A 21,383-nucleotide genomic window follows, 5' to 3' on the forward strand; every position below is an offset into this window, starting at 1 on the left:
CTTGGCTCATACAGTGAAGACCGGCACGGGGTTGCACCAGCGATCCTTGTATTCACGGTCGGCGCGACCGAAGGAAAAGCGCAACGGTTTGTCCTGCGCCCGGGCATGCTCCCAGGCGCTTTGCGTATTGAGGAAACTCAGCACGCTGCCGGGGCTGAACTCACGGGTTTGTGGATCGACCCCGCCGTTGATGTACTCGACACTGATCCACTGCGTGGTTTCTACGCGGTACACCAGTTGAATCGCAATCGGCGCATCGTTGAGGAAAATCACCGAACCGATCAGCAACTCGCGCAGCAACTCGATGACATCAGCCATGCGCTCGGCACCCGTCGCCGGGAAACCCCAGCGGCGCTGGAACAGGTCGCAGTAAATCGCCGCCAGATCGAAGCTGGAAAATTCGGACACCGGTCGAACCACGCCACCGGCCTCTTCCAGCAAGCGCAACTCGCGGCGCTGGTTATAGCGAAACTTTTTCGACAGCTCTTCGGGGGTACGGGCCATGGCCAGTTGCTCGGTCTGCAACCTGATGCCAGTGAAACGGCCTTCGTTCAGCGCCGACAGATACCGCGCGCGATGGCGCAATGGCACCTGGGCATCGGCAGCGGCCGGCAGGATGATCTCGGCGTTGCCCAGATCGAACAGACCTTTTTTGCCGCGACGCTTGAGCACGTCCTTGGACAAGGCCAAGTCGCGGCCCCAGGTCGGGATCGCCGCCTTGACCTCATCGCCCTGCACCCAGGCCAGGTAACGCACCGGAATGTCAGCCAGTTGCGCCAGCCGCTCGACCACCATGGGATGAGTCGCGACACTGCCGCCATAACGTTGCCAGGTTTCGGCGTATGTCGAGCCGTCGACTACCGCCCAGCCACGCTCGCGCCAGCCTTGAAATCGGTTGAGCATCAGCCCCTCTGTGCCAGTTCGGTAACATGCGGCAAATGCCAGAAAGCATCGCGTACCGCGCAATCGGAGAAGCGTTCGCGCAGGCGCTCGAGCATTAACTCGGCACACTGTCGGCGTTGCTGATCATCCATGCCAGCCAGATGTTGCAGCCCTTGGGCCAGACGCTCGGCATCGCCCAACGGGAACAGGATGCCCACGCCTTCGACCACTTCTTTCGCTCCGCCGCACGCCGTTGCGAGCAAAGGTACACCAGCGGCCATGGCCTCCAGCAGCACCATGCCGAACGGTTCGTGATCGGAGCTCAGGGCAAACACATCGAAGGCCCGGAAGTAGTTGCGCGCATCAGGCACCTGACCGAGAAACAGAACCCGGTCACCGATACCCAGCTCCCGGGCTTGAGCCTTGAGGTTTTCCTCCAGACGCCCCTTACCGAGAATCACCAGTTGACTGTTGGCCGGCAACCCCGGCAACGCCTCGGCGAAACCGTGCAACAGCGTGGCCTGGTCCTTGTCCGGATGCAGCCGTCCGACGTTGCCGACGATCCAGGCATCCGCCGCCAGCCCGAGAGTTTCCCGGGCCTCGCGAGCCAACACCTGCGAGGCTTGCAAGGCATCTACGTCGATACGGTTGTACATGGTCTGGATCCGCGAAGCCGGCCACTTCGGCAGGCAATTGCGCATGTCGTCGCGCACGGCGTCGGACACACCGAGCAGACTCAAACGCTTGCGGAAAATATGCGCGAACAGTTTGCGGCTACCACGCTTGTAATCGTCAAAAGCGTGATGCACGCCAATCACCGGCAACGACGTGCCGAGCAAGGCGATATAGATCGGCTTGAAGCGGTGAGCAATGCAGAAACTGAAGTTGCGCGACGCGACGATCTTGCGCAGATCGCCGATGGCACCCAGCTTCAGGCCACGAATGGCCTTGGAGCTGTACTCCATGAATAGCACTTCATCGGAAGCACAACCCGCGGCGACTTCGGCATCGGCAACTCCGGTGAGAAACACCGTGGTCACTCGATAACCGGTCCCCGCGAACAGGCTGGCGTACTGCCGTGCGCAGTCCAGGAACGGCCCGTCATAGCCGTGGCAGAACTGCAGCACATGGCGTTCAGCCGAACGTGTCATAGGCGTTCGCGCCCTCTTTGACCACYAGGATGTCTTCCATGATCAGATACTGTAGATCCGAACCRAAGAACATGTTCAGGGCGTCGGTCGGCGAGCAGATCATCGGTTCGCCGCGACGGTTGAGCGAGGTGTTGAGCGACACGCCGTTGCCGGTGAGCACTTCCAGCGCTTTCATCATGTCGTAGTAGCGCGGGTTGTATTCGCGCTTGAGTACCTGGGCGCGGGAAGTGCCGTCTTCGTGGACGACTTCCGGCACGCGGGTTTTCCACTCTTCCGCCACTTCGAAGGTGAAGGTCATGAACGGAGCCGGGTGATCGATCTTGATCATCTGCGGCGCCACGGTGTCGAGCATCGACGGGCAGAAAGGCCTCCAGCGCTCGCGGAACTTGATCTGGTGGTTGATCCGGTCAGCCACGCCCGCAATGCTCGGGCAACCGATGATCGAACGACCGCCCAATGCACGCGGACCGAACTCCATGCGGCCCTGGAACCAGGCCACCGGGTTGCCATCGACCATGATTTTGGCGATCTGCTCCGGCATGTTGTCGAGCTTGCGCCACGTCGGCTTGTTGGCGTGACGGGCGCACGCAGCGATAACATCTTCGTTGCTGTACGACGGGCCGAGGTAGACGTGTTCCATCTTCTCGACCGGTACGCCACGGGCGTGAGACACATAGGCAGCAGCGCCGACCGCGGTGCCGGCATCGCCGGACGCCGGCTGTACGAACAGCTCTTTGACGTCATCGCGGGCGATGATTTTCTGGTTGAGCTTGACGTTCAACGCACAGCCACCGGCGTAGGCCAGTTTACCGGTTTCCTTGAGCACGTCGCCCAGGTAGTAGTCGATCATCTGCAGCGCAATTTTTTCGAACAGCGCTTGAATGCTCGCGGCGTAGTGGATGTACGGCTCGTCGGCGATGTCGCCTTCGCGCTTCGGACCCAGCCACTCGATCAGCTTCGGCGAGAAGTAATAACCCTTGCCCTTCTCTTTGTAGCGACGCAGGCCGATGACGTTGGCGTAGTCGGTGTTGATTACCAGCTCGCCGTTTTCGAACGAAGCCAGGCGCGAGAAATCGTATTTGCTGGCGTCGCCGTACGGCGCCATGCCCATGACCTTGAACTCACCGTCGAGCATATCGAAACCGAGGAACTCGGTGATCGCGCCGTACAGGCCGCCGAGGGAGTCCGGATCGAAGAATTCCTTGATCTTGTGGATCTTGCCGTTTTCGCCGTAACCGAAGAAGGTCGTGGCGTACTCGCCCTTGCCGTCGATACCGAGGATCGCGGTTTTCTCTTTGAAACCGGAGCAGTGATAAGCGCTGGAGGCGTGGGCCAGGTGGTGTTCGACCGGCTCGATCTTGATCTTCTTCGGATCAAAGCCCAGTTGCTCCAGGCACCAGACGATCTTGTTGCGATAGCGCTTGTAGCGACGGTTGCCCATCAGGATCGCGTCGAGGGCGCGGTCCGGGGCGTACCAGTAACGCTTGGCGTACTGCCAGCGGGCCTTGCCGAACAGACTGATCGGGGCGAACGGGATCGCTACCACGTCGACATCGGACGGCTTGATGCCAGCCTGTTCCAGGCAGAATTTCGCCGATTCGTAGGGCATGCGGTTCTTTGCATGTTTATCGCGTACGAAGCGTTCCTCTTCAGCCGCCGCGACCAGCTTGCCGTCGATGTACAGGGCTGCGGAAGGATCATGGCTAAGGGCGCCGGACAGGCCAAGAATCGTCAATGCCACAGGGGTCTAGCCTCTTTAGTCTGCATGCAGGCGCAAGCGCCTCAAAAATTAATGTGCCCTCGCAAGGGGCGAGAGACAGCTAAAGGGCGGGATTATAGCGTAAAAGCAGCGGCAAACCTCTAGCCGCAAGCGGCATGCAACTACGGCCGGGGCCTCGCGACATTTTTTATCCGCGCGCAGGTCGCCAATAGATGGAAATATTGCCGTCCACGCTTTGCCGGTAAATCGTGTACGGCAAGACAACGGTGTCCAGCGCGCCAGACACGGCCAAGTCCAGCAATACGAGTGGCACAAGGAAACCCGTAGGGTCTGGCGGCGCATTCAATACACAGAAGTCATAAGCCAGGCCGCTGTAGACCCGCGGGATGGACTGGCAATAGGTCTTTTGCCTGCGCAGCCCCTGCGCTGCTTCGGCTTCATCCTGCAGGACGGTGGCGGCGGTCCCGCAGCCCATTAGCGACACTGATAAAACACCTGCTGAAACTGCCATTTTGATCGTCACAGCCTGACCTCCGAGAACGTCAGGCAAACTAGCATCGGGGCGATTTCAGCCACAGTTCATGACTTCCCAAGATCGCGTAGGACGGATCACAAGAACTTGTCTGCTTTCTCGGTTGGCAGTTCCGGCCTCATCGCGAGCAAGCTCGCTCCCACACTGAATCTTTGTCGAACACATATTCACTGTGGGAGCGGGCTTGCCCGCGATAGGACCGAAGGTCCTGATTCAGCCAGCGCTGGAGATGTCTTTGGGCAACCGCTGATCGATGACCCGGTAAAGGGCGCTGCCTTCAGGCCAATTGCGCATGAACCGTGCGCGATCCCTGGCATACGCCGGGGCGAAACTGCCGAGAGAACCGTGCTGGCACATCGAATCGAGGTCGATCAACGCCCAGCGATCTTGCTGCCAGAACAGGTTATGCCCCTTGAAGTCGCCATGACTGATGCGTTCGCGAATCAGCTCGGCAAACAAATGATCCAGCGCCGCCAGCTCGGCTTCCGGTGCATCACCGCTTTCAACATACGGCGCAAAACGCTCGATGATGTCCGGCCCCGACAGATACTCGGTGATCAGGTACGCCCGGCTGCGCAGCCACAGAAAACGCTTTTCCAGCAACACCAGCGGCTTGGGCGTGGCAATCCCGAGGAACGCCAGGCGATTGCCTTCGCGCCATGAATGCCAGGCCCGGCTCGGACGCCAGAAGCGTTTGAGCCAGTGGGCGAAGCCCTTGATGTTGTAGCGCTTGATCACCAGCGTGCGGCCATCCACCTCGACCTTACCGACGCTCGCCGCGCCCCCGGTCTTGTACAGATGCCCCTGATCGAGCAGGGTATCGGCCTGCTCCAGCACCGGCACCATCGACGGCTCTTCCTCGCGGCGAATCGCCCGCAATCCGAAGGCACCGCGCTGGACGCTGAACAGCGTGCACTCGCGGCCGACCTTGATCAGGAAGTCCTTGAGGCGCCAGCTGCGGACCTTGTCGATCTGCTTCTGCAGCGCCTCCATGGGCAAGGCGTGCTCGCCGTTGCTGAGCAGGTAATACACCAGCAACTCTTCAATGAAGGGCTCGATCGACTTCGGCAACTGGGCGAAGAACACCCCGAGGTTTTCCAGGACCTTCTGCCGCGACAGCGGCTGGCCAGGTGTTTCGGAGCAAATCCCGGCGCCGTCGATCAAGTACAGACGACCACGCTGACGCAGCAGGTTGTCCAGGTGCAGATCTTCCTGCCACAGGCCTTTGCGGTGCATTTGACCGATGGCACCTAACGCCTCGGCCAGCACCGCTCCTTGCCCATCGGACAGCACGGGCTGCTGCTCAACCTGCTTCCAGGTATCACCCAGGCTTTCGGCGCCTTCCAGAAACTCGAACAGCAGCCAACCACCCTCACCCTCTTTCAGGCCATCGGCCAACAGCTGCGGCGTGGTCAATCCTTGAGCGGCAAGCAAGCGCACGCCGTCCAGCTCACGCTGGAAGTGCCGCGAAGCCTTGCTGCCGACCAGCAACTTGGCCAACACCGGCCGGCCACGCCAGACGCCGGCACCGACATAACGCTGCCCCGGCAACACCCGCAACAGGCTCAGCAGTTGTAGCTCGGCGGGGCCGGCGGCATCAGCCAGCGAAACGCTCAATGGCAACGCCGGATTGCGGCCGGCGGACTTCAACTCGGATAAACGCATCAGCGTGGTCCCTTTTGGCTGCGCCGCGTCGTCAAACGCCCCAGCCAGCTGTCGATCAACGAGCTGTCCTGTGGTTGATCCAGATAGGCGGCCAGCAATTGCCGCAGGTGCGACTCTCCCCACTCGGGCGCGCGACGCGTCAGCGGTTCCAGGTCCTTGATTCGGTCACGCTGCCCGTACAGCAGTGGTCGGGTTTTTTCCAGGTCGATCAATTGAGCCTGATAGCCGTTGCCGGTGGCGCGCATGAAAATATGCTTGGGATAGAAGCACCCATGCACCTGGCGTGCAGCGTGCAACTGCCTGGCCAGTTCGCCAATGGCCTTGAGGATTTCCGAGTGCTGCTCAGGGCTCAATTCAGCCCAGTGCTGCAACAGCGAGTCGAGATCGTCCCAACCATCCAGGGCACGGGTCAGCAGGATCGCGCGGACTTCGCCATCGACCTTGCGCTCCCCGTAGAACACCGCTTCCAGCGCCGGAATGCCCATCCTCCGGTAGAGGGAGATGTTGCGAAACTCGCGAGCGAAACTCGGCTCGCCGAACGGCGCACGCAAGGTGCGGGTCAGGTAGTTGCTTTGACGCTTGAGGTAGAAACCATGACCTTCCAGATCCAGCCGAAACACGCTGCTCCAGCCGCCGCGACCGGTGTTGGGCTCGTCCACCGCATCGAGTTGCTTGGCCCAGAGTGCTTCGAATGTGCCGAGGCCGTGGCGCTCAAGCAGCGCTCGGTCTTCAGCGGCCAGAAAATCAGTCATTCACGCCCCTCGAAAAATCTCACCACGTGCCGGATACGTTTTTTGTCCGCAGCGTTGAGCCGGGTCCGATTGCGGTATTGCAGGTAAAAGCGCAGGCGCTGGGTTGCCGACAGTTGATACTTGGCGACCTTGTCCAGGCACGCCAGATCCTTGGTAATACGGTACTTGAGCCAGAAACCGCGCCAGAAATCGCCGTTGGGGCAATCGATCAAAAACACTCGAGCCTCATCGTCGATCAGCAGGTTGCGCCACTTCAAATCATTATGGGTGAAGCGGTGGTCGTGCATGGTCCGGGTATATTCGGCCAGCTGACGACTGACGGTATCGACCCAGGCGCGATCCGAAAGTTTCGGGTCGCGACGCTCGGCCAGTGCCGACAAGTCTTCGGTACGAGGCAGCTCCCGGGTAATCATCGCGCCGCGAGCGTAGGCCACACCGCGTCGTTCCAGCCCCCAGGCCACCACTTCGGCCGTGGGGATGCCCCACTTGGCGAAGCGCTTGAGGTTCTGCCATTCCATCTTCACCCGAGGCTTGCCCAGGTAACGCCGCAAGCCTTTGCCAGCGCCCACATACCGCTTGACGTAATAGTTGACGCCATTGCGCTCGACCCGGATGACCTCCGAAAGCAGATCACTGGTCAAACGCTCGCCTTGCAGCGCAAACACAGCCTCGAGGCTGCCAAAGTCATCGGCCAGTTCGCTGTAGGCCGGTTCCAGTTTCCAACCCGACATCAGAGCGCATCCCCGTATCGCTGTTTACGCTCGTAGAGCTTGTTGGCCTTGCCGTCGAGCCATGCCAGCAAAGACGCCTCTTCAATCAGGATCTGACGCAGCGGCTGCTGGAAATAGCCTTTGAGGAAACGCAGCTTGTCGCGGCGGGTCAGGCCAATGTCCAGCGCGGAAAAGTACAGCGCGGCCAGGTCCTTGTTGCGCCAGCGCGAGGTGATCGCCGGGCGGGTCTGGGCGCGGTGCAGGTCGATCACCGAGAGTTTGAAGTCGTCGGCGGTCACCGGTTTGTCGGTATGCAGCAGGAAATGGCAGATGTAGCAGTCGCGGTGATTGACCCCGGCGCGGTGCATCATGCCGGTCATGCGTGCGACTTCGGCGATCAGCGCGCGCTTGAGCTTTGGCTCCGGTGGCTGCTTGATCCAGTTGATACTGAAATCTTCCAGACTGACCGTCGGCGCCAGCTCCTCGGTGACGATGAACGAGTGCTGGTCGGCGGGGTTGCTGCCCTTCTCGCCATACGCGACGGCGGTCATGGTCGGCACGCCAACTTGCTGCAGGCGTTGAATGGCCTGCCACTCCTGACCGGCCCCCAATACTGGAAGCTTGGCAGTGAGCAGGTTCTTGAAGATTTCGCCCCAGCCGATGCCACGGTGGATTTTCACGAAAAATCCGTTGCCATCGACTTCCGTGCGTAAGGTCCGGCGCGCTTCCAGCTCGCGGTACACCTCGCCCTTGAGCCCCTCGACTTCGGCGAACGGGTCGCGTCCGGCCCAGAGGCTCTTGAACGGTTCAGCCAGCATCAACTTCATTTAAGCGTGCTCCGCCAGAATCACATCGGCCGCGTGCTGCGGCATGCTGTAGAGGTCGGCCGTCCCGGCGTAGGCCAGACCATTGCGGCTCCAGGCCGCCCTTGCTTGAGCGTCGTTCAACATGCCGGTCAGGTACTGCGTCAGCTGTGCCTGATCGAACGGTTCGTCCAGCACCAGGCCGGCGTCGGCCTCGGCAATGTAATGGGCGTACCCGCACACCGCGCTCACCAGCACCGGCAAACCGGCCACCAGCGCCTCGAGCAGCACGGTGCCGGTATTTTCGTTGTACGCCGGGTGGATCAACAGATCGGCACCCAACAGGAAACGCGGGATATCGCTGCGGCCTTTAAGGAACGTCACGTTTTCTCCAAGCCCCAGTGTCGCACTCTGCATCTGGAATAATTTGGGGTCATCCTGGCCAATTACAAACAGCCGGGTGCGTTTCCTCAACTCGGCAGGCAATGCCGCCAGTGCCTTGAGGCTACGGTCCACGCCCTTGGTCTTGAACCCGGAGCCGATCTGCACCAGCAGCAGTTCGTCGTCCTTGAGATCGAATTCAGCGCGGAACCCTGCGCGAACTTCATCGGCATCCGGCGGCCGGCGACGGTCCTGGGCGATGCCCGGTGGCAGCAGGTGGAAGCGCTCCAGCGGCGTGTCGTAATGCTTGATGAACAACGGCTGCTGAACCTCGGAAATCATCAACACTTCGGTCTTGGCGTCCCTGGCGAACACCGCCCGCTCGTATTCGGCGAAGTGGCGATAGCGGCCCCAACGGCGATACAGCGAGTTACGCAGGTTCTGCGCCTTGTCTTCGAAGCAGCCGTCGGCGGCGTAGTAGACGTCCAGGCCCGGCATCTTGTTGAAGCCAATCAGGCGGTCGACCGGGCGCTTGGCCAGGTCCGCTTCCATCCACTCGCTGAGCTTCTCGTTGCGGCGATGGTTGAAGAACGCCTTGACCGGCGCCACCAGCACTTCGAAACCCGGCGGCACGTCACCCTCCCAGATCAGCGTGTAGACGCGAATCTGATGACCGCGCTTCTGGCACTCCAGGGCGATTCGCATGAAATCGCGCTGCAAGCCGCCGAACGGGAAATATTTGTACAGGACAAATGCCAATTGCATCAGCGCAGCTCCTCAGCCATTAACAACGTGCTCAGTCGGCTGGCGACACGCTCGGGATTCAGACGCGTGAAGCACAACGGCCACTCGCGTTTCAGGTCAAATTGACGGGCATCTTCAGCCGTCGGCTGATAAGTGCATTTCTTTTGCAGGCACGGTGCACAAGGGAAGTCGCTGGCCATGTGAATCTGCACTTTGCCATAGGCGCCGGTCAGGCCCGGATTGGTCGGACCGAACAGCGACAGCGTCGGCACATCCAGTGCGGCGGCCAGATGGCCCAAGCCGGTATCCACCGCCACGCAGGCTTGCGCGCCGGCCAGCACCTTGCCGACACCCGCCAGGTTCAGTTTTGGCAGCACTTCGGCGTGCTTGAAACCCGCGGCGATACGCTCGGCCCGGGCTTTCTCCAGGGCATTGCCCCAGGGCAACTTCACCCCGACGCCAAGGTAGCCAACCCGTTCGGTCAGCTCGCGCCAGTAGGCTTCGGGCCAGTGCTTGGTGTCCCAGGTGGTGCCGTGCAAAAACACCACGTAAGGATTCTTGCGCGGCAACTCCACCAGGCGCTCGATATTCAGTCCGTAGTCGCCCAGACCTTTGGGCAAGTCATAGCCCAACGCAATGGCGAACAACTGACGCACTCGCTCCACCGCGTGCTGCCCACGGGCAACGGCCAGACGTCGATCATAAAAGCGCGCAGCAATGGGCTCGCGTGCGGAGCTTTTATCGAGGCCGGCCACCGGAGCCTTGACGTAACGGGTCAGCCAGGCGCTTTTCAGCAAGCCCTGGGCGTCTATCACCAAGTCATATCTGGTGGCGCGAACGCTTTGTTTGAAGCGCTTCCACTCGCCGCTCTTAATGGTCTGCCAGATGTTTTTGCGCCAGCGACGGATCGCCACCGGAATCACCTTGCCCACCGCCGGATGCCAGGTCGGGATTTCGGCAAAGCCTTCTTCCACTACCCAGTCGAATTTGATGCCGGGAATCGCCCGCGCCGCGTCGGTCAACGCCGGTAACGCGTGAATGACGTCGCCCAGCGAAGAAGTCTTGATCAACAGAACCCGCAAGCTATTTGACCTCGACCACAGTGCCTTGCAACCGCTGCAAGGCTTCGTTCACGGCCTGCGGCATGAGCTGGCGCAGGCAGTTGTAATGGCCGAAACGGCAGGTGCGATCGAAGCACGGACTGCACTCGATGCCCAGGCGTACGATTTCCACGTGCTCGGCCAGCGGTGGCGTGAAGCCCGGCGACGTCGAACCGTAGACCGCGACCAGCGGGCGGTTCAGCGCGGCGGCGACGTGCATCAGGCCGGAGTCGTTGGACACCACAGAATCTGCACAGGACATCAGGTCGATGGCTTCGGCCAGCGAGGTGCCGCCACTGAGGTTCGCTGACTCTTCACGCAGACCGGGAATCAGCCGCGCGCGGATGTCTTCGCCCACGGCATGGTCGTTTTTCGATCCGAACAGCCAGACTTGCCAGCCTTCGCGGATCTTCGCTTCGGCGACCTTGGCGTAATGCTCGGACGGCCAGCGCTTGGACTCGCCAAACTCGGCACCAGGGCACAGGGCCAACACCGGACGGTCGAGGGTCAGGCCGAACTTTGCCAGTGCCGCCTCGCGCGTGACCGAATCGATCTGCAGCGTCGGGCGCGGATACGGCTTTGGCAATTCAACGCCAGGCTCGTAAGCCAGGGCCATGAAGCGCTCGATCATCAGCGGGTAACGATCCTTATCCAGCGTGCGCACGTCATTGAGCAGGCCATAGCGGAACTCGCCACGCCAGCCTGTGCGTTTCGGGATGCTGGCAAAGAACGGCACCAGCGCCGACTTCAGGGAATTGGGCAGCAGGATCGCCTGGTCGTACTGGCCAGCCAGGGATTTGCCGATGCGCCAACGCGTTGCCAGCTCCAGGACACCGTGACCGAGCGGAAAGCTCAAGGCCTGGCGAACTTCGGGCATCCGCTCAAGAATCGGCCGGCTCCACTCGGGGGCCAGCACGTCGATTTCGCATTGCGGGTGGCGTTGCTTCAAACACTGGAACAGTGTCTGCGCCATCACCATGTCACCGACCCAACTGGGCCCAACGATCAGAATTTTCATGTGGTTTCCATAAACGAACCGGGGAGGCCTACGCCTCCCCGCCTCGAAAATTCTACAGAACAACGCAAATCTACTGTAGGAGCGAGCTTGCTCCGGGCGGCGATCCGACGATGAACCTGAGACCCCTCAGGGTGTCAGGCTCGCCGCGTTATCGTTAACGACCATCGCGAGCAAGCTCGCTCCTACAGGGAATATTGGCGTATCAAATATCCCGTTTCAGCTTAGCCCCAGCTCAAGCCAGATCCGCATGACCTGCCGCCGTTCGTCCGCGAACTGGTCGCCCGGTATCACCCCGGGGTCCTTCTGCAAGGCCTGCCGGTGGGCGGCGGAGCGGTAGGCTTTATACGCTTCACGCAACAGACTGGCATCTTCGACGGGCATCAGCCCTTCATGCTCCAGTTCTTCCAGAATGCGGATATTGTCCGTCCAGCGCAGCAATGGCGGGTGTGTTTCGGACCACGCCAGGGCCGCGTATTGCACCATAAATTCAATATCGACGATACCTCCGGCGTCCTGCTTGATATCGAACGGCGCCGTGGCTTCGAAGGCATTTGCCCCGGTGCCGGCCGCCGTGCTCTTGCTGCCGAGGTTATCGCGCATCTTGGCGCGCATCTCGCTGACCTCCTGACGCAGGGTCGGTAGATCACGGGTTTTGCCCAATATCGCGGCGCGGACTTTCTCGAATGCCTGGCCGACATCCTGACTGCCCACCAACACCCGCGCACGCACCAGCGCCTGATGTTCCCAAGTCCAGGCTTCGTTCTCCTGATAACGGGCAAACGCCCCGAGGGAACTCACCAGCAACCCCGACGCACCGGACGGCCGCAGACGCATGTCCACCTCATACAGCTGCCCGGAGTTGGTCTGCGCTGTCAGCAAGTGAATGATCCGTTGCCCCAGACGGGTGAAAAATTGCGCGCCATCGATGGGTTTGGGTCCGTCGGTTTCAGCCTGCGGATCGCCATCGTGGATGAACACCAGGTCCAGGTCCGAACCATGCCCGAGTTCCAGGCCGCCGACTTTCCCATAACCGACAATGATGAAGCCGGGATCGCACAAGGTGCCATCGGTGCGCAGTGGCGTGCCGTACTTGGCCACGGTCTGGCGCCAGGCCAATGCCAGCACTTGCTCCAGGATCGCTTCGGCGAGCCAGGTCAGGTAATCGCTGACTTTCATCAGCGGCAGACTGCCGGCGATTTCCGAAGCGGCCACCCGCAAGCGGTGCGCCAGCTTGAAGTGGCGCAGGGCTTCCATTTGCTGTTCGAGGTCGTCCTCGGGAATCCGCGTCAGGCGCTCGCGCAACTCGGCCGCCAATTCTGGCGCCAATGGCGGTTTGAACAGCCGGCCTTCGTTGAGCAGTTCGTCGAGCAGTAACGGGAAACGGGTGATTTGCTCGGCGATCCACGGACTTGCCGCACACAGCGTCAACAAACGCCGCAGCGCACCGGGGTTCTCGGTCAACAACACCAGATACGCGGAGCGACGGGCCACGGCTTCAACCAGCGGCAGCACCCGTTCCAGTACCAGGTCCGGATTGTCATGTTCCACGGCCTGTGCCAGCAGACGCGGAATAAAAGCATCGAGACGTTCGCGGCCCAGACGCTGCATCGCCCGCAATTGCGGGCTACTGCGCAAGCCGGCCAAGGCTTTCAAGGCTTTGGGGGCATCCTTGAAGCCACCCTCTTCCAGTTGGCGGCAAGCGGCCTCATCGTCCTGAGCCTCTTCCCACAGCGGCAACCACTCACCGCCGACCACCACTTCGCTTTCGGCGCCCTGCTCTTCGTCGGGATCGGCGATCACCTGCCCGAAGTGCCAGGCCACGCGGCCGCGCCAATACATCAGTTGTTCGTGGAACGCCGTCCAGTTGGCGAAACCCAGCATAAAGGCAATGCGCGCCTGATCCTGCTCGCCACTGGGCAACATTTGCGTCTGGCGATCGGCAATCGCCTGAATCGCGTGTTCGGTGTAACGCAGGAATTCGTAACCTTCACGCAGCTCGCCGATCACGGCCGGCGGCAGGTAACCCTGACCTTCCAGCGTGCTCAGCACTTTTAATAGCGGGCGTTGCTGCAAGCTCAAATCGCGGCCGCCGTGAATCAGCTGGAACGCCTGGGCAATGAACTCGACTTCACGAATACCGCCGGAACCGAGCTTGATGTTGTCGGCCATGCCCTTGCGCCGTACTTCCTGCTGGATCAGTTGCTTCATGGTGCGCAGCGCTTCGATGGCCGAGAAGTCCAGGTAGCGCCGGTAAACGAACGGCCGCAGCATCTCCTGCAGTTGCGCGCCGGCTACTTGATCGCCGGCCACCACCCGCGACTTGATCATCGCGTAGCGTTCCCAGTCGCGACCCTGGTCCTGGTAATACTGTTCCAGCGCGTTGAAGCTCAGCACCAGAGCGCCGGACGAACCGTAAGGTCGCAAGCGCATGTCGACGCGAAATACAAAGCCGTCGACGGTCATCGGGTCCAGGGCCTTGATCAGCCGCTGGCCCAGACGAATGAAGAACTCCTGGTTATCCAGCGCGCGTTTCACACCGACGGTTTCGCCGCCCTCGGGGTAGGCAAAAATCAGATCGATGTCCGAGGACAGGTTCAGCTCCACGGCGCCGAGCTTGCCCATGCCGAGAATGACCATCTGCTGCGGCTCGCCGCTGCGCCGCCCGGTCGGCACGCCGAACTGCTGGCAATGCCGCACATACAACCATTGATAGGCCTGATCGATGCTGGCATCCGCCATGTCCGAAAGGTCGCGACAGGTCTGGATCAAATCGGCCTGGCGGGTCAGGTCGCGCCAGATGATCCGCACCTGATGGCGTGCACGCTGGCGGCGCAAGGCGCGGCCAAGCTGATCGTCGGACTCGGCCTCGCTCACGGCGGCCGCGATCTGCCCGCACAACTCGCCGGGAGCGAAGCGGCGATCCAGTTCGCCGGACTGCACCAGCTCCAGCAACATCAAAGGGTCACGAGCACACTGTTCAATCACGAAATCGCTGGCGGCGGTGACGCGGGCAAATTGCGCCCAGCGTTCCGGCGTCCAGGTGGACAGCCCGTGGTCATCGTCCAGGGCAGCGACGGCAGCCCGGAACGACTGCTCGGCGCGGGAGACCAACGGCAGGAGAATGGCGGGCAGTTCGGCAAGCGAAGGGAGGCTCATGGTCTATCCTTGATCGGCGTACAACGGACTGCATGTAGTGGTTTTCGAAAACTCACTACCTGAGGGACTGTCGAACAAAAGTTAGAAATAGCTGAGATTTCTTTAATTTTGGCAGCCAGCATCAAGCTTTTACCTTCTGTAGTTGGAAAAAGACCAACCTTAACGATTATTCTCACAACGCAGCCGGGGGCGACAAGCCGCTCATCTGTAGTTTTACTACTCGTATATACATTAGACGGGCTGAAATGCCGGAAGATTTGTAGTAAAACTACACGCCGCCGGAACAACCTGTCGGCAATCCAAGAATTCATAACGTCTGCCCACAAGGCCAGTCGCTAACTCAGGCAACCGATTCTGGTAGCCTTTCCGCCCTGGAGCAAGCCATGCAAGACCTCGATCCCGTCGAAACCCAGGAATGGCTGGACGCCCTGGAATCGGTTCTCGACAAAGAAGGCGAAGACCGTGCTCACTATCTGATGACCCGTATGGGTGAACTCGCGACCCGCAGCGGTTCGCAGTTGCCTTACGCCATCACCACACCTTACCGCAACACGATCCCCGTTACCCACGAAGCACGCATGCCTGGCGACCTGTTCATGGAACGCCGCATTCGCTCGCTGGTACGCTGGAACGCGATGGCCATGGTAATGCGTACAAACCTGAAAGATTCTGACCTCGGCGGTCACATCTCCAGCTTCGCTTCCAGTGCGACCCTGTATGACATCGGCTTCAACTACTTCTTCCAGGCCCCGAGCGACGAACACGGCGGCGACCTGATCTACTTCCAGGGCCACACCTCGCCAGGCGTTTACGCCCGCGCATTCATGGAAGGCCGCATCACCGAAGACCAGATGAACAACTTCCGCCAGGAAGTCGACGGTCAGGGCCTGTCGTCCTACCCGCACCCTTGGCTGATGCCTGACTTCTGGCAGTTCCCGACCGTATCCATGGGTCTGGGCCCGATCCAGGCGATCTACCAGGCACGCTTCATGAAGTACCTGGAACACCGTGGCTTCATTCAGCCGGGCAAACAGAAAGTCTGGTGCTTCCTGGGCGACGGCGAGTGCGACGAGCCGGAATCCCTGGGTGCGATCTCCCTGGCCGGCCGCGAGAAGCTGGACAACCTGATCTTCGTCATCAACTGCAACCTGCAACGCCTCGACGGCCCGGTTCGCGGCAACGGCAAGATCATCCAGGAACTCGAAGGCGTGTTCCGCGGTGCCCAGTGGAACGTGACCAAAGTCATCTGGGGCCGTTTCTGGGACCCACTGCTGGCCAAGGATGTCGACGGCATCCTGCAACGCCGCATGGACGAAGTCATCGACGGCGAGTACCAGAACTACAAGGCCAAAGACGGCGCGTTCGTGCGTGAACACTTCTTCAACACGCCTGAACTCAAGGCAATGGTCGAAGACCTGTCCGACGACGAGATCTGGAAACTCAACCGTGGCGGCCACGACCCGTACAAGGTCTACGCGGCGTACCACGAAGCGGTCAACCACAAAGAACAACCGACCGTCATCCTGGCCAAGACCATCAAGGGTTATGGCACCGGTGCCGGCGAAGCGAAGAACACTGCGCACAACACCAAGAAAGTCGACGTCGACAGCCTGAAGTTGTTCCGTGATCGTTTCGACATCCCGGTCAAGGACGATGAGCTGGAAAACCTGCCATTCTTCAAACCGCAAGAAGGCAGCGCCGAAGCCCGTTACCTGAGCGAGCGCCGTACCGCACTGGGCGGCTTCGTACCTCAGCGTCGCGCCAAGAGCTTCAACATCCCGACTCCGCCACTGGACACCCTCAAGGCGATCCTGGACGGCTCGGGCGACCGCGAAATCTCCACCACCATGGCCTTCGTGCGGATCCTCGCGCAACTGGTCAAGGACAAGGAAATCGGTCCGCGCATCGTGCCGATCATCCCGGACGAAGCCCGTACCTTCGGTATGGAAGGCATGTTCCGTCAGCTGGGCATCTACTCCTCCGTCGGCCAGCTCTACGAGCCAGTCGATAAAGACCAGGTGATGTTCTACAAGGAAGACCAGAAGGGTCAGATCCTCGAGGAAGGCATCAACGAAGCGGGCGCCATGAGCTCCTTCATCGCTGCCGGTACTTCGTACTCCAGCCACAACCAGCCGATGCTGCCGTTCTACATCTTCTACTCGATGTTCGGCTTCCAGCGTATCGGCGACCTGGCCTGGGCCGCTGGCGACAGCCGCACCCGTGGCTTCCTGATCGGCGGCACCGCCGGCCGTACCACCCTGAACGGTGAAGGCCTGCAACACGAAGACGGTCACAGCCACCTGCTGGCCGCGACCATCCCGAACTGCCGCACCTACGATCCAACCTACGGCTACGAGTTGGCGGTGATCATTCAGGACGGCATGAAGAAGATGACCGAAGAGCAACAGGACGTCTTCTACTACATCACCGTAATGAACGAGTCGTACCAGCAGCCAGCCATGCCGGCCGGTGCCGAAGAAGGCATCAAGAAAGGCATGTACCTGCTCGAAGAAGACACCCGCGAAGCGGCGCACCACGTTCAGCTGATGGGCTCCGGCACCATTCTGCGTGAAGTCCGTGAAGCAGCGAAGATCCTGCGCGAAGAGTTCAACGTCGGCGCCGACGTGTGGAGCGTTACCAGCTTCAACGAACTGCGTCGCGACGGCCTGGCCGTTGAACGCACCAACCGTCTGCACCCGGGCCAGAAGCCTAAGCTGAGCTACGTCGAAGAGTGCCTGAACGGCCGTAAAGGTCCGGTCATCGCGTCTACCGACTACATGAAACTGTTCGCCGAGCAGATCCGTCAGTGGGTACCGTCCAAGGAATTCAAAGTCCTGGGCACCGACGGTTTCGGCCGCAGCGACAGCCGCAAGAAACTGCGTCATTTCTTCGAAGTCGACCGTCATTTCGTGGTGTTGGCAGCCCTGGAAGCACTGGCTGACCGTGGTGACATCGAACCTAAGGTTGTGGCTGAAGCCATCGCCAAGTTCGGTATCAACCCGGAAAAACGCAACCCACTGGACTGCTGAGGAGAGATTCTGTGAGCGAACTCATTCGCGTACCTGACATCGGCAGCGGTGAAGGTGAAGTAATTGAACTGTTTGTGAAGGTCGGCGACCGTATCGAAGCCGATCAGAGCATCCTGACACTTGAGTCGGACAAGGCGAGCATGGAAGTGCCTGCGCCGAAGGCCGGTATCATCAAGAGCCTGAAAGTGAAGCTGGGCGATCGCCTGAAAGAAGGCGACGAACTGCTGGAGCTGGAAGTCGAAGGTGCCGCTACTGCGGCTCCTGCGGCTGCCGCTGCGCCGGCGGCCAAGGCTGAAGCCAAACCGGCTGCTGCACCTGCCGCCGCCCCTGCTCCTGCTGCGCCGGCTGCTGCCAGCGTTCAGCAAGTGTACGTGCCGGACATCGGTTCGTCGGGCAAGGCCCAGATCATCGAGATCCAGGTCAAGGTCGGCGACACCGTCGCGGCTGATCAGTCACTGATCACCTTGGAATCCGACAAGGCGAGCATGGAAATCCCGTCGCCTGCCGCTGGCGTGGTCAAGGCCATCAGCGTCAAGCTCAACGACGAAGTCGGCACCGGCGACCTGATCCTGGATCTGGAAGTGGCGGGTGCTGCTGCACCAGTTGCTGCCGCTCCAGCTCAGGCGGCCGCACCTGCCGCCGCTGCTCCAGCGCCTGCCGCTGCCGCACCGGCTGCTCCAGTGGCCGACAGCGTTCAGGACATCCACGTTCCGGACATCGGTTCGGCGGGCAAGGCCAAGATCATCGAAGTCCTGGTCAAGGCCGGCGACACCGTTGTGGCCGACCAGTCGCTGATCACTCTGGAATCCGACAAGGCGAGCATGGAAATCCCGTCGCCAGCCGCTGGCGTGGTGGAAAGCGTTTCCATCAAGCTCGATGACGAAGTCGGTACCGGCGACCTGATCCTCAAGCTGAAAGTCAAAGGCGCCGCTCCGGCACCTGCCGCTGCGGCTCCGAGCGCACCTGCTCCAGCTGCTGCACCTGCCGCCGCCGCACCTGTTGCAGCCCCGGCCGCCGCTCCAGCCAAGCCAGGCGCCAAGGTTCACGCCGGCCCTGCCGTGCGTCAACTGGCCCGAGAATTCGGCGTCGAGCTGAGCGCCGTTGGCGCCAGCGGTCCGCACGGTCGCATCCTGAAAGAAGACGTGCAGGTTTACGTCAAAGCCATGATGCAGAAGGCCAAGGAAGCACCGGCCGCTGCTGCCGGCGCAACCGGTGGCGCGGGCATCCCGCCGATTCCGGTCGTGGACTTCAGCCGCTTCGGTGAAATCGAAGAAGTGCCGATGACCCGCCTGATGCAGGTCGGAGCCGCCAACTTGCACCGCAGCTGGCTGAACGTGCCGCACGTGACGCAATTCGACTCGGCGGATATCACCGAACTCGAAGCGTTCCGTGTTGCCCAGAAAGCCGTTGCAGAGAAGGCCGGCGTCAAGCTGACCATCCTGCCGTTGCTGCTCAAGACCTGTGCGCACCTGCTCAAGGAACTGCCGGACTTCAACAGCTCGCTGGCGCCAAGCGGCAAAGCGATCATCCGCAAGAAATACGTGAACATCGGCTTCGCCGTCGACACCCCGGATGGCCTGCTGGTACCGGTCATCAAGAACGTCGACCAGAAGAGCCTGCTGCAACTGGCCGCCGAAGCTGCTTCCCTGGCTGAAAAAGCCCGGACCAAGAAGCTCTCGTCGGATGAGATGCAAGGCGCCTGCTTCACCATTTCCAGCCTCGGCCACATTGGCGGCACCGGCTTCACGCCGATCGTCAACGCGCCGGAAGTGGCGATCCTCGGTGTTTCCAAGGCAACCATCCAGCCAGTCTGGGACGGCAAAGCCTTCCAGCCGAAACTGATGCTGCCGCTGTCGCTGTCCTACGATCACCGCGTGATCAACGGCGCCGCTGCTGCACGCTTCACCAAGCGTCTGAGCGACCTGCTGGGCGACATCCGCACCATGCTCCTGTAACACCGACCGGCCCTCCCTCACCGGAGGGCCAGTGCGTTCCACGTTTCCGAGCGCCACGCTCGTACCTCAACCCCGCCAATTTGGCGGGGCTTTTTTTGCCTGAATTTTCTGCTTAAAACGTCTTCCTACATTTGTGGCTGATATCGCCCACAACTCGAATCCATTTCTGCCAGATATTTTTTCGGGCCAAATAACTAGCCTTGACTGAAAGACTACTTATTACATCCGAAACAACCATCTATCTAATTCGTTGGCAGCCGAATGGACTCAAACATGCTTAAACCAACTGTCGGCCCGATTATTGGCCACACCACCACTAATCACGCACGTATTTTTTTGCGCGGCGAATACAATAAAAACACCTTGGTATTTGCCGGCATTCGTTATAGACGACAAGGCGAAGATCACTGGTCAAAAGGCAGCTTTACAAAACTCGAACCCGAGCACGACATGTGCGAAGTCTTTGCACTAAACAACCTGTCCGCCGACTCCGACTATGAATATCAGGCCGGGTGGTTCAGCCCGACGAGCCCGGCGCACACCGTCGACACGGTGAAGGAACTGCCGCTGCAATGGCCACGACAGACTTATCAATTGCGTACCCGCTCCAGCGAAGCCAACCTGCCAAGGGCCTACATTGTCGGCTCTTGCCGATACCTGCGCATGACCGCAGGTATCGCCTTGGCCCCTCACTTGGGCGACAGAATCTTCGCTTCAATTTCACGCCTGGTGGAGCAAGCCAGCCCTCCCGTCAGCGCGCTGGTGATGACGGGAGACCAAATCTACGTCGATGATTTGAACATCATTGCTCCTGATCGGGAACTCAAGGAAATCCTGCAAAAATATCGCGTGGCGTTTTCGCAGATAAATATCGGCAGATTAATGTCCAGCCTGCCCACTTACATGATCCTTGACGACCATGAAATAGAGGACAACTGGCCCGCCAACAAGAGCAGGTCCGATGACTACTTATATGCAAACGCAATCAGGGCCTATGAGTTGTATCAGGCCAGCCATAGCCCAGCTCATGCACTAACCAGTGATGGACTGATAAATAAACGACTGGACAAATACTGGTATCAATTTACTGAAGGTGATATCGAATGGTTTGTTACCGACAGTCGAACCCGACGCAATCTGTCGACCACTGACCGACGCATTCTCGACGCAGCCCAGGAACAGGCCTTGTGCGACTGGCTGATCCACAGTCCGGCACGGGTCAAACTCGTGGTCACCAGTGTCATGTTCTACCCCGACCGCAAACGCCTGGGTGATGACGCTTGGCAGGCCTTCCCTGAACAACGACTACGGCTGCTGGAGAGCATTCGCACACACTGCATCAAGAACGTCGTGTTCATTTCCGGTGATGTTCACGGCTCGCTGACCAGTCGGCTTACCCACAGCGAGGACCCGGATTTCGAAGTCCACACCATCGTCTCGTCACCGCTGTGCAACAGCAGAATGTTGCCCTATGCCACGGCCGCCACGTTCGCCCTCGATCAGCCCCTGGTCCGCACCGCTTCCGGCGACTATTTCCATGAGCTGACCAGCAACGTGATCAGCCAGGATAACTTTGCACACCTGGTCGTCGATGCCGGGCAGCTTCAAGTGAATTATCACGATCGGGAAGGCAAGTTATTGCAGTCCATTGGCATCCGGTTTCGCTGATCCGGAAACAGATCGTAGCCATTTGCAACACGTGCAAAACTGCGACTTTTCGGCGAACAGCATTACTTTTTGCCACCGACTGAAGAAATCCCGTCGCCTGCCGACATATTCTTATAG

General features: G+C 60.3%; 15 protein-coding genes. 3 read left to right on the forward strand and 12 right to left on the reverse strand.

What is annotated here, in order from left to right:
• Nucleotides 1-6: 6 nt before the first annotated feature.
• From AC1DXW_RS18305 to glnE, 12 genes are all read right to left on the reverse strand, one after another.
• Nucleotides 7-903: an antimicrobial resistance protein Mig-14 gene (locus AC1DXW_RS18305; RefSeq protein WP_477753618.1), complete on the reverse strand. Its 897-nt coding sequence runs from the start codon at nucleotides 901-903 to the stop codon at nucleotides 7-9.
• Nucleotides 903-2,033 carry a glycosyltransferase gene (locus tag AC1DXW_RS18310; protein ID WP_477760294.1) on the reverse strand — a complete coding sequence of 377 codons (1,131 nt, stop codon included), beginning with the start codon at nucleotides 2,031-2,033 and terminating at the stop codon, nucleotides 903-905. Before AC1DXW_RS18310 ends, AC1DXW_RS18305 begins: the two co-directional genes overlap by 1 nt.
• Complete coding sequence (locus AC1DXW_RS18315) at nucleotides 2,017-3,774, reverse strand: carbamoyltransferase family protein (RefSeq protein WP_477753620.1); 1,758 nt, start codon at nucleotides 3,772-3,774, stop codon at nucleotides 2,017-2,019. Before AC1DXW_RS18315 ends, AC1DXW_RS18310 begins: the two co-directional genes overlap by 17 nt.
• Before the next feature lie 166 nt (nucleotides 3,775-3,940).
• Nucleotides 3,941-4,276: a YceK/YidQ family lipoprotein gene (locus AC1DXW_RS18320; RefSeq protein WP_477753621.1), complete on the reverse strand. Its 336-nt coding sequence runs from the start codon at nucleotides 4,274-4,276 to the stop codon at nucleotides 3,941-3,943.
• A gap of 222 nt (nucleotides 4,277-4,498) precedes the next feature.
• Complete coding sequence (locus tag AC1DXW_RS18325) at nucleotides 4,499-5,950, reverse strand: lipopolysaccharide kinase InaA family protein (protein WP_477753622.1); 1,452 nt, start codon at nucleotides 5,948-5,950, stop codon at nucleotides 4,499-4,501.
• Nucleotides 5,950-6,702, reverse strand: coding sequence for a lipopolysaccharide kinase InaA family protein (locus tag AC1DXW_RS18330; RefSeq protein WP_477753623.1), 753 nt, complete (start codon nucleotides 6,700-6,702; stop codon nucleotides 5,950-5,952). The genes AC1DXW_RS18325 and AC1DXW_RS18330 overlap by 1 nt, the downstream gene beginning before the upstream one ends.
• Nucleotides 6,699-7,433, reverse strand: a complete 735-nt coding sequence (locus AC1DXW_RS18335) for a lipopolysaccharide kinase InaA family protein (protein WP_477753624.1) — start codon at nucleotides 7,431-7,433, stop codon at nucleotides 6,699-6,701. The genes AC1DXW_RS18330 and AC1DXW_RS18335 overlap by 4 nt, the downstream gene beginning before the upstream one ends.
• Nucleotides 7,433-8,239: a lipopolysaccharide core heptose(I) kinase RfaP gene (gene rfaP / locus AC1DXW_RS18340; RefSeq protein ID WP_477753625.1), complete on the reverse strand. Its 807-nt coding sequence runs from the start codon at nucleotides 8,237-8,239 to the stop codon at nucleotides 7,433-7,435. The genes AC1DXW_RS18335 and rfaP overlap by 1 nt, the downstream gene beginning before the upstream one ends.
• Nucleotides 8,240-9,361, reverse strand: a complete 1,122-nt coding sequence (locus AC1DXW_RS18345) for a glycosyltransferase family 4 protein (RefSeq protein ID WP_477753626.1) — start codon at nucleotides 9,359-9,361, stop codon at nucleotides 8,240-8,242.
• Nucleotides 9,361-10,422, reverse strand: coding sequence for a lipopolysaccharide heptosyltransferase I (gene waaC / locus AC1DXW_RS18350; RefSeq protein WP_477753627.1), 1,062 nt, complete (start codon nucleotides 10,420-10,422; stop codon nucleotides 9,361-9,363). The genes AC1DXW_RS18345 and waaC overlap by 1 nt, the downstream gene beginning before the upstream one ends.
• A 1-nt stretch (nucleotide 10,423) precedes the next feature.
• Complete coding sequence (gene waaF, locus AC1DXW_RS18355; RefSeq protein WP_477753628.1) at nucleotides 10,424-11,458, reverse strand: lipopolysaccharide heptosyltransferase II; 1,035 nt, start codon at nucleotides 11,456-11,458, stop codon at nucleotides 10,424-10,426.
• A 216-nt stretch (nucleotides 11,459-11,674) separates the two neighbouring features.
• Complete coding sequence (gene glnE / locus AC1DXW_RS18360) at nucleotides 11,675-14,614, reverse strand: bifunctional [glutamate--ammonia ligase]-adenylyl-L-tyrosine phosphorylase/[glutamate--ammonia-ligase] adenylyltransferase (protein ID WP_477753629.1); 2,940 nt, start codon at nucleotides 14,612-14,614, stop codon at nucleotides 11,675-11,677.
• Between the two features lie 383 nt (nucleotides 14,615-14,997).
• On the opposite strand from glnE, the gene aceE reads away from it, so the two are divergent.
• The 3 genes from aceE to AC1DXW_RS18375 all read left to right on the forward strand — a co-directional run bounded on the left by aceE (nucleotide 14,998) and on the right by AC1DXW_RS18375 (nucleotide 21,266).
• On the forward strand, nucleotides 14,998-17,643 hold the full coding sequence (gene aceE, locus AC1DXW_RS18365) for a pyruvate dehydrogenase (acetyl-transferring), homodimeric type (protein ID WP_477753630.1): 2,646 nt from the start codon (nucleotides 14,998-15,000) through the stop codon (nucleotides 17,641-17,643).
• 11 nt (nucleotides 17,644-17,654) lie between these two features.
• The gene (aceF, locus tag AC1DXW_RS18370; protein WP_477753631.1) at nucleotides 17,655-19,598 is read left to right on the forward strand and encodes a dihydrolipoyllysine-residue acetyltransferase; all 1,944 of its coding nucleotides are present in this window, start codon (nucleotides 17,655-17,657) and stop codon (nucleotides 19,596-19,598) included.
• A gap of 273 nt (nucleotides 19,599-19,871) precedes the next feature.
• The gene (locus AC1DXW_RS18375) at nucleotides 19,872-21,266 is read left to right on the forward strand and encodes an alkaline phosphatase D family protein (protein ID WP_477753632.1); all 1,395 of its coding nucleotides are present in this window, start codon (nucleotides 19,872-19,874) and stop codon (nucleotides 21,264-21,266) included.
• Nucleotides 21,267-21,383 lie beyond the last annotated feature (117 nt).

The sequence above is a fragment of the Pseudomonas sp. P4_C4 genome (assembly GCF_056402055.1).